Source organism: Streptomyces sp. NBC_00012, from assembly GCF_045040875.1.
Taxonomy (GTDB): domain Bacteria; phylum Actinomycetota; class Actinomycetes; order Streptomycetales; family Streptomycetaceae; genus Streptomyces.
On sequence record NZ_CP108309.1, the window covers coordinates 3891019 to 3904942 of the forward strand.

Here is a 13924-nt window from a genome sequence, read left to right on the forward strand (position 1 = left end):
ACGGTGTCAGGACGGACATTCCTCCAGCTTCGGCTTGTTCGGCGGGCTCGCCCGGTTCAGCAGCGGGGCGAGGTGGCCGGCGTACAGCTGCTCCCAGACACCGTCGGTCATGATCTTCTTCAGCGCCGAGCACACCTCCGCCTTCAGCCCCTTCTCGTCCGGCTTCATGGCGACGCCGTAGCCCTCCGCGCCCGGACCGCTGTCCAGCCGCTTCAGCTCGCCGGGGTCGTTCTTGACGAACCCGGCGAGGATGACGTCGTCCGTGCTCACCGCGTAGACCGACGACGTCGGGTCCAACAGGTCGCGTACGCAACGTTCGTAGCCGTTCGGCAGCGACTCCGTCATGTTGTAGCCCGCCTTGGGCAGCCACGACTCGTACGTCGAACTCCTGGCGGTGCACACTTCGAACTGCTTCTTCCGCAGCATCCGGGAGTCGTCGATCGCCCCCGCCTTCGCCTTCTTGCGGACCATGAAGCTCCGGCTGGCCACGTAGTACGGCCCGGCGAACGCGACGCTGTAGTCCGGTGCCTTCGCGTGCTTGCGCTCCTCCGTGATGCTGTAGGTGGCGATGACCAGATCCACATCGCCCTTCTGCAGTATCGTGCTCCGGTTCTCGCTGCTCACGGGCACGAAGGTGACCCGGTCGCGGCTGTAGCCCATGTCGTGCGCGATGGCATAGGCCACCTCGATCTCGTACCCGCGGTACTTGCCGCCCTTGACCTTCTCGCTCAGTCCGGGCTGATCGTCCTTGACGCCCACCGTCAGCTTCGGGTGCGTCTTGATGTACGGGTCCGCCGGGGAGCCGCGGCCCGGACGGTCGTCCGCGGTCGGCCCGCCGTCCTTCCGCATCTGCTCCACGGCGAACCATCCGAGACCGGCCACCAGCGCCGCGCACACCGCGACCGCCGAGACCTTCCGCCATACCGGGACGCCCTTCTTCGGCTGCCGGGGCGGCAGGGGCGATGCCTGAGGGGGTACGGGCGGGGACACGGGCTCGGACTCCGGCTCGGACTTGGGCTCGGACCGGGGTTCGGGCTTGGCTTCGGGCACGGGGTCGGGTTCGGGCTCGGGGTCCGGCTTCGCGGCGGAGTCACGGAGGACCTTCCGCAGCATCTCCTCCGCGCTCCCGGCGCTCAGCCGACGGCTCGGATCCTTGTGCATCAGCCGGCCCACGACCTCGGCCAGGTCCCCGCCGTGTTCCATGGGCAGGGGGTCGGACTGGCAGGCGGCGACCAGGACCTCGTACTCGTTCGGCCGGTCGAAGGGGTGCCTGCCCTCGACCATCTCGTACAGCGTGACGCCCAGGGACCACAGGTCGGAGGCGGGAGTCGCGGCGCTCTCCCGCCCCGTCTGGGCGAGCAGCTCGGGCGCCAGGTACTTGAACGTGCCGATGAGCTCACCGGCCCTGGTGAGCGGGGCGGCGCCGTCGAAGGTCGCGATCCCGAAGTCCGCCAGGATCGCGAAGTCCTCCTTGGCGAAAAGGATGTTGGCCGGCTTCACATCGCGGTGGACCACCCGCGCCTCGTGCACCGCCCGGAGCCCGCTCAGCACCTGGAGACCGATCGCGGCCGTCCGTCGCACCGGCAGCCGCCGCTCCGCACGCATCAGGTCCGCCAGCGAACGCGCGTCGAGCAGGTCCATCACGATCCAGACCTGGTTGCCGGACTCGACCCGGTCGTGCACCGCCACCACGTTGGGATGCTTGATCTTGGCGATGGCCGCGGCCTCCCGCCGGGCCCGCTGCATCATCTGCTCCTGCGTGGCCGCCCCGATGGCGTCCCGGCCCAGCAGGCCCTTCACCGCGACGTGCCGGTCGAGGCGGGTGTCCAGGGCCTCCCAGACCTCCCCCATGCCGCCGCGCCCGAGGCTGTGCAGCAACTCGTAACGTCCGTCGATCACATGGTGCGGTGCGGGGGCCGCCCGTTCCGCCGCCGGCTCCGGCCACGACTGGGCGTGTTCGGTCGAGTCGCTCCGGGGGAAGCCGCCCGACCGACCGCGGCCGGCGCCGCGGGGGGACTCTTCGCCCTGCCCCTGGTCCGAATCGCGACCGGCCGTACCCTCGCTGTGCATGCGACCCCCTGTGGACTACATGGAGACAACAGACTAGACGCTCGGCCATACACCGAAGTGGCCCGCAGCACTTGCGATTCGGCCACTTCGAGAGCGCCTTCCGGGCCGGTGACGGCCGTGCCCGTCACCCCTGCGCGAACCGCTCCCCGCACCGGCTGCAGAACACCGGCTCCGGGTCCGGCGAGAGCCGGCCGCACTCAGGGCAGACCAGGTCCAGCATGCAGGGCGCCTCGCCGCCCTCGTGCGGCGGCTCGGGCACCGCAGGGGCCGGGGCCGCGGACCTGATGGTGAGGCCGGGGCGGCGGCGGTGGACGGTCAGGTAGGTGAGGCCGTCCGGGCCGGCCGCGAGGGCGCGGCGGGAGGTGCGGGGCAGCCAGGCGACGGTGGTGGGGGTCAACTCCAGCGAAACGTCCCCGGCGTCGATCCGGCCGTCACCCGCGACGACGACCAGGAGCACGTCCAGTACGTCCTCCTGGTGCGCACCGACCTCGCCGCCGGGCGGAAGGCGTACCAGGTTGGCGTCCAATTCACGGCCCTGTTCGGCCAGTTGCCACAGGGCCCCGCGCCGGTCGGGGGTCGCTTCGCGGAGCAGCTCGTCGAGTACGGCAAGAACGCGCGGTACGGAGGTCACGGCAGCCAGGCTACGCCCGGCCGGGGGGCCGTGCCGGGCTGTCGTACGGGCGTGGGAAGCTGTGCTTCCGCTGTATGCGCGCGCCGGTACTCGTACCCCCCACCGGTCACCTGTGACCTGTGCCGTCGCCTGCCCCAGCGGTTCATGGAACGAACATCGAAGACGATCCTTGGGGTACGACTTGAGATCGAAGCGCAGAATCACCGATCAGCCCTTCTCGAAGCGAAGAATCTGGGTCACGGCCGCCGTGGCGACCGCGGCCGTCGCCGGTGTCCTGGTCTTCGAGGGGGTGACGGGCAACTCCTCGGTGGACACCGACGCCAAGTCCGGCCCGCCGAAGACCGATGTGCGCGCCACCTCGCTGAAGGTCGGCGACGACGGCACGTCCGCCGTCCTGGGCAAGCGGGACACCGCACCTTTCAGCATGCTGGGCATCACCTGGACCGACCCGGCGGCCAAGGTCACCGGAGCCGTGGAGGTCCGCACCAAGTCCGCGGCCAGCGGGAACTGGACGTCCTGGGTGCCGCTCGAAACCGACCTGGACGGGCGCACGGAGACCGGCCGGGCCGGCGTACGAGGGAGCACCGAGCCCCGCTGGGTGGGGCCCTCCAACGGTGTGGAGGTACGGATCAACGCGGGCGGCAAGGTCTCCGCCAAGCTGCCCGCGGGGCTGCGGCTGGACACCGTGGACCCGGGCCGGGGCGGCTCGACCGCCGCGGAACCGGCCGCCTTCGCGGCCGACCTGCCCGCCGAGGACCCGTCGGCCACGCCCTCCACCGACCCGGTGGAGCCGGTCCCGTCGGACCCGGCCGCGCCGGGCGACGGCACGGAGCCGTCCGCCGAGCCCACGCCCTCCGAACCGGACTCACCGGCCCCGTCCGAACCGGCCACCGAGGAGCCCACTCCCCCGGCGAGCCCGAGCCCCTCGGCGTCGCCGAGCTCCTCCCCGGCCGAGACCCTGCCGCCCGCGCCGCCGTCGACCGTGCCGAAGCCGCCGATCGTCTCGCGGGCCGGCTGGGGCGCCGACGAGTCGATCAGCCCGGAGGCCCCGGAGTACCTGGACGGCGTCAAGGCCGTCTTCGTCCACCACACCGCCGGGAGCAACACCTACTCCTGCACCGACTCCGCGGCGGTGGTGCGCAGCCTGTACGCGTACCACGTCAAGAGCGAGGGGTGGAAGGACATCGGCTACAACTTCCTGGTCGACAAGTGCGGGACGGTCTTCGAGGGCCGTAAGGGCGGTGTGGACCGGCCGGTCTTCGGCGCGCACACCTACGGCTTCAACCGGGATTCGGCCGGCATCGCGGTCATCGGCACCTACACGGACGCGACCGCGCCCAGCGCGGTGACCACGTCGGTAGCACGGATCGCCGCGTGGAAGCTCGGCCAGTACAAGGGCGACCCGGCGGGCAGCACCATGCTCACCGCGGGCGCCACCGGCAGCAACTACTTCGGCACGAAGTTCACCGCCGGTACGAAGTACTCCTTCAAGCAGATCTCCGGGCACCGCGACGGCTTCAACACCCAGTGCCCCGGCAACATGCTGTACGGGCAGCTGAAGTCGATCCGTGATCTCGCCGCGGGCCCCGTCACCGGGCTGGCCGTCAAGTCGGTGACCGGCGCCGGGCTCTCGGGCACGACGTACTACACCAGGTCCGTGATCACCGTGGGCTGGTCGGCGAGCACGCCGAGCGCGTTCATCTCCAAGTACGAGCTGCTGGTCGACGGCAAGTCCGTGGCCACCACCGCGGGCACCGCGACCTCCGCGCCGGCCACCCTCGCCGTCGGCACCCACCAGGTGCAGGTCCGCGCCACCCACCAGTCGGGCAAGGTCACCACGTCGGCGGCGGCCACCGTGGTCGCCGAGCAGACGGCGCCCACGTTCTCCACCAAGCCGAACCTGGCGCTGCGCACCGGCACGGTGAACACCACGGCCGTCCCGCTCACCCTGAAGTGGAAGGCCACCGACGCCGCTTCGCTCAAGGAGGTCCGGCTCACCGCACCGGTGGCCAAGACCTACGGCCCGACGACCACCAGCGCCTCGCACACCGCCAAGTCCGGGGTGTCGACCACCTGGTCCATGAAGGCGTACGACCGGGCGGGCAACACCGCCACCGCCTCGGTCGCCGGTACGCCGGTCATCGTGCAGGAGAGCTCGGCGACGAAGTCCGGTACGTGGACGACGCGGTCCTCGTCGAGCTACCTCGGCGGCAAGTCGTACTCCAGCTCGTCGAAGGGTGCCTCGCTGAGCTGGACGTTCACCGGCCGCTCGGTCGCCCTGGTGGCGTCCCGGGCGACCACCTCCGGCCAGATGTACGTCTATGTGGACGGGGTGAAGGTGTCCACGGTGGATCTGAAGTCCAGCACCACCAAATACCGCGACGCGCTGTGGACGAAGAGCTGGTCGTCCAGTGCCAAGCACACCGTCAAGATCGTCGTCGTCGCCACCTCGGGCCGGCCGACGGTCACCACCGACGGCATCGTGTACCTGAAGTAGTCCGCGCCGTGTGATCCGCACCGCGCACCACGCGCTGCCCCCGGCGCTCCGCTGCTCCGCCGGGGGCAGTCGCATGCGGTCGCCCCCGCTTCGAACAGTCGCTCTGCTCCGAGCGGTCGCCCTTGCTTCGAGCGGACTCGAAGGCGTTGGCTTGATTCCCATGGAGTACACACAGCTCGGACGCACCGGGCTCAAGGTCAGCCGTCTCGTCCTCGGCACCATGAACTTCGGCCCGCAGACCAACGAGGTGGACAGCCACGCCATCATGGACGCGGCGCTGGACACGGGGCTGAATTTCTTCGACACCGCGAACGTGTACGGCTGGGGCGAGAACAAGGGCCGCACCGAGGAGATCATCGGCACCTGGTTCGCCAAGGGCGGCGAACGCCGGGACAAGGTGGTCCTGGCCACCAAGATGTACGGGAACATGGGCGCCGACGGCGAGGCCTGGCCCAACCACGACAAGCTCTCGGCCGTGAACATCCGGCGCTCCGTCGACGCTTCGCTGAAGCGGCTCCAGACGGATCACATCGACCTCTACCAGTTCCACCACGTCGACCGGAACACCCCCTTCGAGGAGATCTGGCAGGCGATCGACGTCCTGGTCCAGCAGGGCAAGATCCTGTACGCGGGTTCGTCGAACTTCGCCGGATACAAGATCGCCCAGGCCAATGAGCTGGCCGCCCGGCGGGGCTCGTTGGGCCTGGTCAGCGAGCAGTGCATCTACAACCTGATCGAGCGCCGCGCCGAGATGGAGGTCATCCCGGCCGCGCAGGAGTACGGCCTCGGCGTCATCCCGTGGTCCCCGCTGCACGGCGGGCTGCTGGGCGGTGTGCTGAAGAAGGAGCGCAAGGGCACCGCCGGACGGTCGGCCTCGGGCCGCAGCGCGGACGCGCTGAAGAACGCGGCGCAGCGCGAGAAGATCCAGGCGTACGAGGGCCTGCTCGACCAGCACGGCCTGGAGCCGGGCGAGGTCGGCCTGGCCTGGCTGCTCACCCGGCCGGGGGTGACGGGGCCGATCGTCGGACCCCGCAACCAGGAGCAGCTGGACTCGGCGCTGCGGGCGCTGGAGCTCGACCTCTCCGCGGAGCTGCTGGCGTCGCTGGACGAGATCTTCCCGGGTCCGGGGCCGTCGCCGGAGGCGTTCGCCTGGTGAGGACCGCCTGACGGGCCGCCTGACGGGCCGCTGCCGTCCTCGCCTCCGGCGGGGCGGCGGCTGCCCGTCTCCGTACCCGGCTCAGGACGCGTCCAGTTCCTTCAGGGTCGCTGTCAGCCAGTCCAGCTCCGCCTCGCTGGTCGCGCGGGCGATCCTCAGCAGCCCGCGCCGGAACGGGTCGTCGAACGACTCGGCGCCCAGCGGCCGCTCCCCCTCGTAGAAGAAGCTGCTCGGCTCCTCCAGGAACGCGAGCCGGCGCCGCAGTACGTCCGCCTGCTCGGCCGGGGAGGAGAGGTGGCGCAGGAAGGCGAGGACGGTGAACCAGCGGTTCTCGTCGCTGATGTCCACCTCGTCCGCCTCCCGCAGCCGTCGCCGCAGCTCCTCGCGCCCCGGGCCGGTCAGGGTGAGGGTGTGCCGGGGGGCGGCCCTGGTGCCGGGCTCGGTACGGCGCTCCAGCCATCCGGCGCGCTCCAGGCGCTTGATCGCCGGGTACAGCGTGCCGTCCGCGATGGGGCGGACGTGTCCGGTGAGGTGGGCGACCCGGCGCTTCAGCTCGTAGCCGTGCAGCGGTTGCTCGTACAGAAATCCAAGGATGGCCAGTTCCAGCATGTGCGTATCCTCCCCGACGGAGCTAATACCTCGGCGTCTATGTATAGTCTCCTCGATGCATAGCGATGGCGAGGCCATAGCCATGGCGACGACAAGGGGGACGACATGCACAACGCCCAGGTGACCGACGACGGCGCGCGCATCAGGTGGGTGGAGCTCCCCGGCCGGCCCGGGGGGTCCCGGACCCGGGTCTACCTGCACGGACTCGGGGCCTCGTCCGGCCCGTACTTCACCGCGGGCGCCGCCCATCCGCTGCTGGCGGACAGCCGCTCGCTGCTCATGGACCTGCTCGGCTTCGGGATCAGCGACCGCCCCACGGAGTTCGGCTACACCCTGGAGGAGCACGCCGACGCGGTGGCCGCGGCGCTGGAGGCGGCCGGGGCGTACGGCGCGGACGTGATCGCGCACAGCATGGGCGGCGCGGTGGCCATCGTGCTCGCGGCGCGCCATCCGCACCTGGTGGCCCGGCTGGTCCTGGTCGACGCCAATCTGGACCCGGTCGCCCCCGGCCCCGCCCGGCCGGGCAGCAGCGGCATCGCGGCCTACTCGGAGGCGGAGTTCCTGTCGCACGGCCGGTCCGAGGTGCGCGAGCGGGTGGGACCGCACTGGTGGGCGACCATGCGACTGGCGGGCCCCGAGGCGCTGCACCGCAGCGCGGTGCACCTCGCCGCCGGGACGACGCCGACGATGCGTGAGCTGCTGCTCGGCCTGAAGATCCCGCGTACGTTCCTGCGCCCGTCGGCCGACGGGCCGCTGCCCGGCGAGGAGGTGCTCGCCGGGCACGGGGTGCGCGTCGTGGCGGTCCCGGACTGCGGGCACAACATCATGCTGGACAACCCGGAGGCGTTCGCCGAGGAGACCGCGCGGGCCCTCGCCGCCTGAGAGCGGGCCCCCGCCGCCCGAGAGGGGGATGCCCGGCCGGGGCGGACGCCCCTACTCTCGTGTCATGGGTGAACTCGTTCCGCCGCTCGTGATCGCCGCCGCGCTGGCCGCCGTCATGGGCTTCTTCACCTGGCTGGCGGTCGCCGCCCGGCGGCGCGGCGTCGTGGGACCGGCGCTGAGTGCCGCCCTGGCCTCCTACAACGAGGCCTACCAGGGCACCGCCCACCAGGCGTACCACGAGATCGGGGCGCAGGCGGAACGCCAGGTCCCGATCCTGTCGCCGGACGGCGCCTGGCGGCCGGTGCCGCCCGCCGAGGAGGGCGTACGCCGACGGCGGACACCCGCGCGCCGGGCGCTGCGGAGTCTTCGCCGCCGGATCCGCCGACTGCGGCACGGAGGCTGACGGCGGCGTCCGGAGGGTCCGGCCGGGTCACGCCCCGACGGCGGCCGCCACGGCGACGACGACGAACATCAGCACGAGCACGGCCGCCATGATGCGGTTTCTGGTCTTCGGGTCCACCCGTCGAGCGTAACCGCCGCCCTCAGTGCCCCAGCGACCAGGATCCGACCACCTCGTACCTGGGCCGCTCGCCCGGCACCCCGGAGTCCGGCAGATTGCTGCGCACCAGGGCGAGCTCGCCGACCTCCCACCCGGTGCCCTCGAAGCCTCCGAGCGCCTCGACGCAGGGGCGCAGATCGACCTCGGCTCGGCGGCTGCGGGCGAGGGTGACGTGCGGGTGGTAGGCGCGGTGCTGGTCCATCGGGATGCCGGTGCGGCGGGCGGCGGCGTCCGCGCGCTCGGCGAGCAGCCGCAGCGTGTCGAGCGCGCCCGCGGCCCCCGCCCACAGCGCCCGCCCGCCGAACCGGCCGGCGCCGTGGATCCGCAGCGGGAAGGGCGCGGTGCGGCGGGCGGCCCGAGCGAGGCGCTCCTCCAGCTCGGGCAGCAGCCCCTCGTCCACGGGCCCGAGGAACGCCAGCGTGAAGTGCCAGCCGGACACACCGGTCCACCGAAGATGCTCGGCCTCGGGCAGCGCGTGCAGCGGGGCGACGGCGCGGTGCAGTTCCTCGACGGCGGGGGCGGGCGGCAGCACGGCGACGAAGAGTCTGAGACGGCTCATGGGCCGAGTGTCGCACCGTACCGACGTGTCCCGGCCTCCGTACGTATCGTTGTACTACGCGGCTGCCCGCGCCCGCGCGGCAGCGCGGAGGAGCGCCACGGTGACCGTCGCAGAGACCGACAGGATCGACATGGCCGACAGCAGCGACAAGCGCACTCTGGACATGATGTTCGAGTGGCTTGAGCCCACCCCCGAGGGATTCAAGGTCGAGATCGTCGAGGGGAACATCTACATGTCGCCGCAACGGCGCACACACTGGCGGATCATTCTCGACATCATCGAGCAGTTGCGCGCAAGGTACCCCCGGGAGCGCTTGCTGTCCGATGTGCGCATTGACTTCCCGGGGCTGCTCAACGGCTTCGCCTCGGATGTCATCGCACTGACCGAGGGTGCCACCGAGGACGCCGACGGCCAGTGCCATTACCAGGACATCGAGTTCGTGACCGAGGTGATCTCGAAGAGCACCGCCGCCAACGACTACGGATCGAAGAAGGCCACCTACGCCACCGCCGGTGTACCCGTGTACCTCATCGTCGACCCGTACACCGGTACCTGGCACCTCCACACACTCCCGAAGGAGGACGAGTACCGCAGCGTACTGAGCCTCGACTTCGGCACCCCGGTCGATCTCACTTCGACCGTGGTGGGCCTCACCCTGGAAACCGCCGACTTCCCCCGCGACTGACGCTCCCCCGGCGCACGGCGGCCCCGGCCGGTGCTCACCGGTCGGGGCCGCGCCATGTGCCTCGTCGGACGGCGCTCACGCCGCCGCGGCCAGCTCCTCCCGGGGGACGAACCGGACGTGCGGGCGGCCGGGCCGCAGGTCGACGCGGAGGCGCAGGCCGCCCACGCGGGCCAGCATGAAGCCGACGCCGAGTGCGGCCACCAGCGAGAACGCACCGCCGACGGCCATGCCCGTACGGACCCCGTAGGCGTCGCTGATCCAGCCGACGATCGGGGCGCCCACCGGCGTACCGCCGGCGAAGACCATCATGTACAGGCTCATGACCCGGCCGCGCATGGCCGGGTCGGCGGCCATCTGGACGCTGGTGTTCGCACTGATGTTGGTCGTGAGGCCGATCATGCCGATCGGGACCAGCAGGATCGCGAAGAGCCAGACGGACGGCGACAGGGACGCGATGATCTCCAGCAGGCCGAACGCCGTTCCTGCGGCCACCAGCATCCGCAGCCGGGAGGAGCGGCGGCGGGCGGCGAGCAGGGCACCGGCGAGGGAGCCGGCCGCCATGAGGATGTTGAAGAAGGAGTACATCCCGGCGCCGCCGTGGAAGATCTCGTCCGCGAAGGCCGTCAGCCAGATCGGGAAGTTGAACCCGAAGGTGCCGACGAAGCCGACCAGGACGATCGGCCAGATCAGCTCGGGGTGGCCGGAGACGTAGCGCAGGCCCTCCCGCAGCTGGCCCTTGGCGCGGGGTACGACGGTGGTCTTGTGCAGCTCGCTCGTACGCATCATCAGCAGGCCGATGAGCGGGGCGGCGAAGGACAGGCCGTTGAACATGAAGGCCCAGCCGCTGCCGACCGTGGTGATCAGGACACCGGCGACGGCCGGGCCGATGAGCCGGGCGGACTGGAAGTTCGCCGAGTTGAGACTGACCGCGTTGCGCAGCTGGGCGGGTCCGACCATCTCGGACACGAACGACTGGCGGGCCGGGTTGTCGACCACCGTCACCATGCCGAGCAGGAACGCGATGAGGTAGACGTGCCACACCTGGACGACACCGGAGAGCGTGAGCACCGCGAGGGCGATCCCGCAGAGGCCGAGCGCCGCCTGGCTGACGAGGAGCAGCTTCCGCTTCGGGAGGCGGTCCGCGATGACACCGCCGTATAGGCCGAACAGAAGCATGGGGAGGAACTGGAGGGCCGTGGTGATGCCGACGGCGGCGGCGGACCCGGTGAGGCTCAGGACGAGCCAGTCCTGCGTGATGCGGGACATCCAGGTACCGGTGTTGGAGATCACGGCGCCCGTGGCGAACAGGCGGTAGTTACGGATCTTCAGCGACGAGAAGGTCCCGCCGGGCTTGCTCTCGTGGGTGGAAGTCGGTGCGGGGGCGGAGTCTGCTCCGGATCCCGTACTCAAAAGGGTTCGCCTCCTCGGGCGTATACGTTTCGCTGACTGACGAGGTGCGACGGTGCGGGCTGTGGTCCGGCGCGGCCCGCGCCGCTACATGTGGGCGAGCTTCTCCAGCACGGGCGCCGCCTTGCGCAGCGTCTCCCACTCGTCCTCGTCCAGGCCCTCGGCGAGGGCGGTCAGCCAGGCGTTCCGCTTGGAGCGGCTCTCTTCGAGCATGGCTTCCGCCTGCTCGGTCTGGCTGACCACCTTCTGGCGACGGTCATCGGGGTGCGGTTCCAGTCTGACCAGCCCCTTCGCTTCCAGCAGCGCGACGATGCGGGTCATCGACGGAGGCTGCACATGCTCCTTGCGGGCCAGCTCGCCCGGCGTGGCCGAGCCGCACCTGGCGAGCGTGCCGAGCACCGACATCTCGGTGGGGCTCAGCGACTCGTCGACGCGCTGGTGCTTGAGGCGCCGGCTGAGCAGCATCACGGCGGAGCGAAGGGAGCTCACGGCGGCCGCACTGTCGCCGTCGTGGATCAGGTCAGGCATGTTTATTAGCGTAACTCATTAGTCGCCCTAAAGACCATTCGTGTTACAGGGGCTTGTGGCGCTTCGCCCAATCGATCACCCGAACGAGTGAGTCGGATCCGGAAAGTGACGCGAAACGACCCGGTGGGCCGTAACCCTGCTTGCCATGGGATCGACTGTGCTCAGCCTGCGGATAGACGGTGAGCTGCTCGACCGGCTCCGGCAGCATGCCGCCAAACGCGGAATGAGCGTCCAGGACTATGTGGTCCGGACGCTCATTCGCGATGACTTCGACGAGCGCTTCAAGGCGGCCGTCGACGAGACGGAGAGGTTCTACGGCCCGGAAGGGACCGCGGGGATCAGGGCCGAAGAGGTCACGTGAGACCGAGGGCCGGCATCGCGTAGTAGAAGACGAAGACCGCGGAGACCACGTACATGGGCACCGGCACCTCGCGCCAGCGCCCGGCGACCACGCGCAGCACGGAGAAGGCGATGAAGCCGATGCCGATGCCGTTGGTGATCGAGTACGTGAGCGGCATCATCAGCATGGCGAGGAAGGCCGGGATGGCGAGCGTGTAGTCGCTCCAGTCGATGTCCCGCACCGAGCCCGAGATGATCAGGAAGCCCACCGCCAGCAGCGCGGGGGTGGCCGCCTGCGACGGGACCATGGTCGCCAGCGGTGTCAGGAACAGCGCCACCGTGAACAGCAGGCCCGTCACGATGCTCGCGAAGCCGGTGCGGGCGCCCTCGCCGACACCCGCCGTGGACTCCACGAAGCAGGTCGTGGCCGAGGAGGAGCTCGCACCGCCCGCGGCGACCGCGATGCCGTCCACGAACAGCACCTTGTTGATGCCGGGGAAGTTGCCCTCCGCGTCGGTCAGCTTCGCCTCGTCGCCGACGCCGAGGATGGTGCCCATCGCGTCGAAGAAGCAGGACAGCAGCACGGTGAAGACGAACAGGATGCCGGTGAGCACGCCGACCTTGCTGAAGCCGCCGAACAGACTGGCCTGGCCGACCAGCCCGAAGTCCGGGGTGTCGACCGGGTTGCCCGGCCACTGCGGAACGGTCAGGCCCCACGCGCCGGCCGGCAGATCGGCGACGGCGTCGATGATCACGGCGAGGACCGTCATCGCGACGATGGAGATCAGGATCGCGCCCGGCACCTTGCGGACGAGCAGCGCGAGGGTCAGCAGCGCACCGATGATGAAGACCAGGACCGGCCAGCCGTTGAGGTGACCGTCGCTGCCCAGCTGGAGCGGCACGGTGGTGTGCGCGGCGTCCGGGACGCGGGAGACGAAGCCCGAGTCGACCAGGCCGATCAGCAGGATGAAGAGGCCGATGCCGATCGCGATGCCCTTGCGGAGCGATGTCGGCACCGCGTGCATCACGCGTTCCCGCAGCCCGGTCGCGACCAGCAGCATCACCACGATGCCCGCGAGGATGACCATGCCCATGGCGTCCGGCCAGCTCATCCGGGGGGCGAGCTGGAGGGCCACGACGGTGTTGACGCCGAGGCCGGCCGCCAGCGCGATCGGCACATTGCCGATGACGCCCATCAGGAGCGTGGAGAACGCGGCGGTCAGTACGGTGGCGGTGACCAGCTGGCCGCTGTCGAGCTGATGCCCGTACATGTCCTTGGCGCTGCCGAGAATGATCGGGTTCAGCACGATGATGTACGCCATCGCGAAGAACGTGGCGAGTCCGCCACGGATCTCCCGTGCGACCGACGACCCCCGCTCGGAGATCTTGAAGAAACGGTCCAGGCCGCCTTGTGGCTGGGGAGCCGGGGGCTGCATGGCGTCGACCGGAGCGGTGGCCGAGGGGGACATGTATGACCTCAGTCGTACGTAGAGGGGGGAAGAAAGTAGTCAGCTTTGGACTTTTACACGAACAATTCGAGCCAGCCTCAAGCAGATTCAGTATGAATACATAAGGCGAAGATCGCTATCTCCGCGCGTAGACCCTTGGGTCGACCGGCCCGGAAAGGCTTCGGCACCGCCGTCCTCACGGGGTGGCGAAGGGGCCCCATACACTGAGGTCATGGCGAAGTGGACACCGAAGCACGAGGCACCCGAGCCCCTGGAGGGGCCCGTCGTCGCCACCATCACCGGCGGCACGATCCTCTGGTTCGTCCTCTTCCTGGTCCAGCTCCCGTTCTACGGCTGGTTCGACGACCACGGCCACCTGTGGTGGCTGTGGACCTGTCTCGCCGGTGCGGGGCTCGGCCTGATCGGCATCTGGTACGTGCGGGGTCGTGACGCCGCGCTCAAGCGGGCGGCCGCCGCCGCCGAAACGCCGGGCGGCGCCGGAGAGGGCGCCACCGCCTGAGGGTCCGGCGCTCGGGATCCGGTACTCGGGGTCC

General features: G+C 70.4%; 14 protein-coding genes. 7 read left to right on the forward strand and 7 right to left on the reverse strand.

Annotated elements, in window-relative coordinates; genetic code table 11:
• Positions 1–6: 6 nt before the first annotated feature.
• Both OHA19_RS17780 and OHA19_RS17785 read right to left on the reverse strand, forming a co-directional pair.
• Positions 7–2070 (reverse strand): serine/threonine-protein kinase, encoded by a 2064-nt coding sequence (locus tag OHA19_RS17780; protein ID WP_405715437.1) that lies wholly within the window; start codon positions 2068–2070, stop codon positions 7–9.
• A gap of 124 nt (positions 2071–2194) precedes the next feature.
• The gene (locus tag OHA19_RS17785; RefSeq protein ID WP_405715435.1) at positions 2195–2701 is read right to left on the reverse strand and encodes a hypothetical protein; all 507 of its coding nucleotides are present in this window, start codon (positions 2699–2701) and stop codon (positions 2195–2197) included.
• 424 nt (positions 2702–3125) lie between these two features.
• Here OHA19_RS17785 and OHA19_RS17790 point away from each other — a divergent pair, with 424 nt between their 5' ends.
• On the forward strand, positions 3126–5198 hold the full coding sequence (locus OHA19_RS17790) for an N-acetylmuramoyl-L-alanine amidase (protein WP_405721733.1): 2073 nt from the start codon (positions 3126–3128) through the stop codon (positions 5196–5198).
• Between the two features lie 160 nt (positions 5199–5358).
• Positions 5359–6354 (forward strand): aldo/keto reductase, encoded by a 996-nt coding sequence (locus OHA19_RS17795; RefSeq protein WP_405750722.1) that lies wholly within the window; start codon positions 5359–5361, stop codon positions 6352–6354.
• Between the two features lie 81 nt (positions 6355–6435).
• On the opposite strand, the gene OHA19_RS17800 is transcribed toward OHA19_RS17795, so the two are convergent.
• Entirely contained in the window at positions 6436–6963 is a 528-nt protein-coding gene (locus OHA19_RS17800) for a PadR family transcriptional regulator (protein ID WP_405715431.1), read from the reverse strand.
• Positions 6964–7068: 105 nt separating this feature from the next.
• On the opposite strand from OHA19_RS17800, the gene OHA19_RS17805 reads away from it, so the two are divergent.
• Both OHA19_RS17805 and OHA19_RS17810 read left to right on the forward strand, forming a co-directional pair.
• Positions 7069–7845, forward strand: coding sequence for an alpha/beta fold hydrolase (locus OHA19_RS17805; protein WP_405715429.1), 777 nt, complete (start codon positions 7069–7071; stop codon positions 7843–7845).
• A gap of 64 nt (positions 7846–7909) precedes the next feature.
• Entirely contained in the window at positions 7910–8248 is a 339-nt protein-coding gene (locus OHA19_RS17810) for a hypothetical protein (RefSeq protein ID WP_405715427.1), read from the forward strand.
• A 139-nt stretch (positions 8249–8387) separates the two neighbouring features.
• Here OHA19_RS17810 and thpR read toward each other — a convergent pair whose 3' ends face one another.
• On the reverse strand, positions 8388–8963 hold the full coding sequence (thpR, locus tag OHA19_RS17815) for an RNA 2',3'-cyclic phosphodiesterase (protein WP_405750725.1): 576 nt from the start codon (positions 8961–8963) through the stop codon (positions 8388–8390).
• 100 nt (positions 8964–9063) lie between these two features.
• Between thpR and OHA19_RS17820 the strand changes: the two genes are divergently transcribed.
• Entirely contained in the window at positions 9064–9648 is a 585-nt protein-coding gene (locus OHA19_RS17820; RefSeq protein WP_405715423.1) for a Uma2 family endonuclease, read from the forward strand.
• A gap of 75 nt (positions 9649–9723) precedes the next feature.
• Here OHA19_RS17820 and OHA19_RS17825 read toward each other — a convergent pair whose 3' ends face one another.
• Both OHA19_RS17825 and OHA19_RS17830 read right to left on the reverse strand, forming a co-directional pair.
• Positions 9724–11058: an MFS transporter gene (locus tag OHA19_RS17825; protein ID WP_405715421.1), complete on the reverse strand. Its 1335-nt coding sequence runs from the start codon at positions 11056–11058 to the stop codon at positions 9724–9726.
• 84 nt (positions 11059–11142) lie between these two features.
• Positions 11143–11583, reverse strand: coding sequence for a MarR family winged helix-turn-helix transcriptional regulator (locus tag OHA19_RS17830; protein WP_405715419.1), 441 nt, complete (start codon positions 11581–11583; stop codon positions 11143–11145).
• Positions 11584–11728: 145 nt separating this feature from the next.
• On the opposite strand from OHA19_RS17830, the gene OHA19_RS17835 reads away from it, so the two are divergent.
• Positions 11729–11944 carry a ribbon-helix-helix protein, CopG family gene (locus tag OHA19_RS17835; RefSeq protein WP_072485765.1) on the forward strand — a complete coding sequence of 72 codons (216 nt, stop codon included), beginning with the start codon at positions 11729–11731 and terminating at the stop codon, positions 11942–11944.
• On the opposite strand, the gene OHA19_RS17840 is transcribed toward OHA19_RS17835, so the two are convergent.
• Positions 11937–13391, reverse strand: a complete 1455-nt coding sequence (locus tag OHA19_RS17840; RefSeq protein WP_405715417.1) for an NCS2 family permease — start codon at positions 13389–13391, stop codon at positions 11937–11939. The genes OHA19_RS17835 and OHA19_RS17840 overlap by 8 nt on opposite strands.
• 211 nt (positions 13392–13602) lie before the next feature.
• On the opposite strand from OHA19_RS17840, the gene OHA19_RS17845 reads away from it, so the two are divergent.
• Entirely contained in the window at positions 13603–13890 is a 288-nt protein-coding gene (locus OHA19_RS17845; RefSeq protein ID WP_405715415.1) for a DUF2530 domain-containing protein, read from the forward strand.
• Positions 13891–13924: the final 34 nt, after the last annotated feature.

Coding starts and splice junctions, on each gene's coding strand:
- OHA19_RS17780 (WP_405715437.1), bottom strand. CDS start 2,070: ATGCACAGCGAGGGTACGGCCGGTCGCGATTCGGACCAGGGGCAGGGC.
- OHA19_RS17790 (WP_405721733.1), top strand. CDS start 3,126: ATGCTGGGCATCACCTGGACCGACCCGGCGGCCAAGGTCACCGGAGCC.
- OHA19_RS17795 (WP_405750722.1), top strand. CDS start 5,359: ATGGAGTACACACAGCTCGGACGCACCGGGCTCAAGGTCAGCCGTCTC.
- OHA19_RS17800 (WP_405715431.1), bottom strand. CDS start 6,963: ATGCTGGAACTGGCCATCCTTGGATTTCTGTACGAGCAACCGCTGCAC.
- OHA19_RS17805 (WP_405715429.1), top strand. CDS start 7,069: ATGCACAACGCCCAGGTGACCGACGACGGCGCGCGCATCAGGTGGGTG.
- OHA19_RS17810 (WP_405715427.1), top strand. CDS start 7,910: ATGGGTGAACTCGTTCCGCCGCTCGTGATCGCCGCCGCGCTGGCCGCC.
- thpR (WP_405750725.1), bottom strand. CDS start 8,963: ATGAGCCGTCTCAGACTCTTCGTCGCCGTGCTGCCGCCCGCCCCCGCC.
- OHA19_RS17830 (WP_405715419.1), bottom strand. CDS start 11,583: ATGCCTGACCTGATCCACGACGGCGACAGTGCGGCCGCCGTGAGCTCC.
- OHA19_RS17835 (WP_072485765.1), top strand. CDS start 11,729: ATGGGATCGACTGTGCTCAGCCTGCGGATAGACGGTGAGCTGCTCGAC.
- OHA19_RS17840 (WP_405715417.1), bottom strand. CDS start 13,391: ATGTCCCCCTCGGCCACCGCTCCGGTCGACGCCATGCAGCCCCCGGCT.
- OHA19_RS17845 (WP_405715415.1), top strand. CDS start 13,603: ATGGCGAAGTGGACACCGAAGCACGAGGCACCCGAGCCCCTGGAGGGG.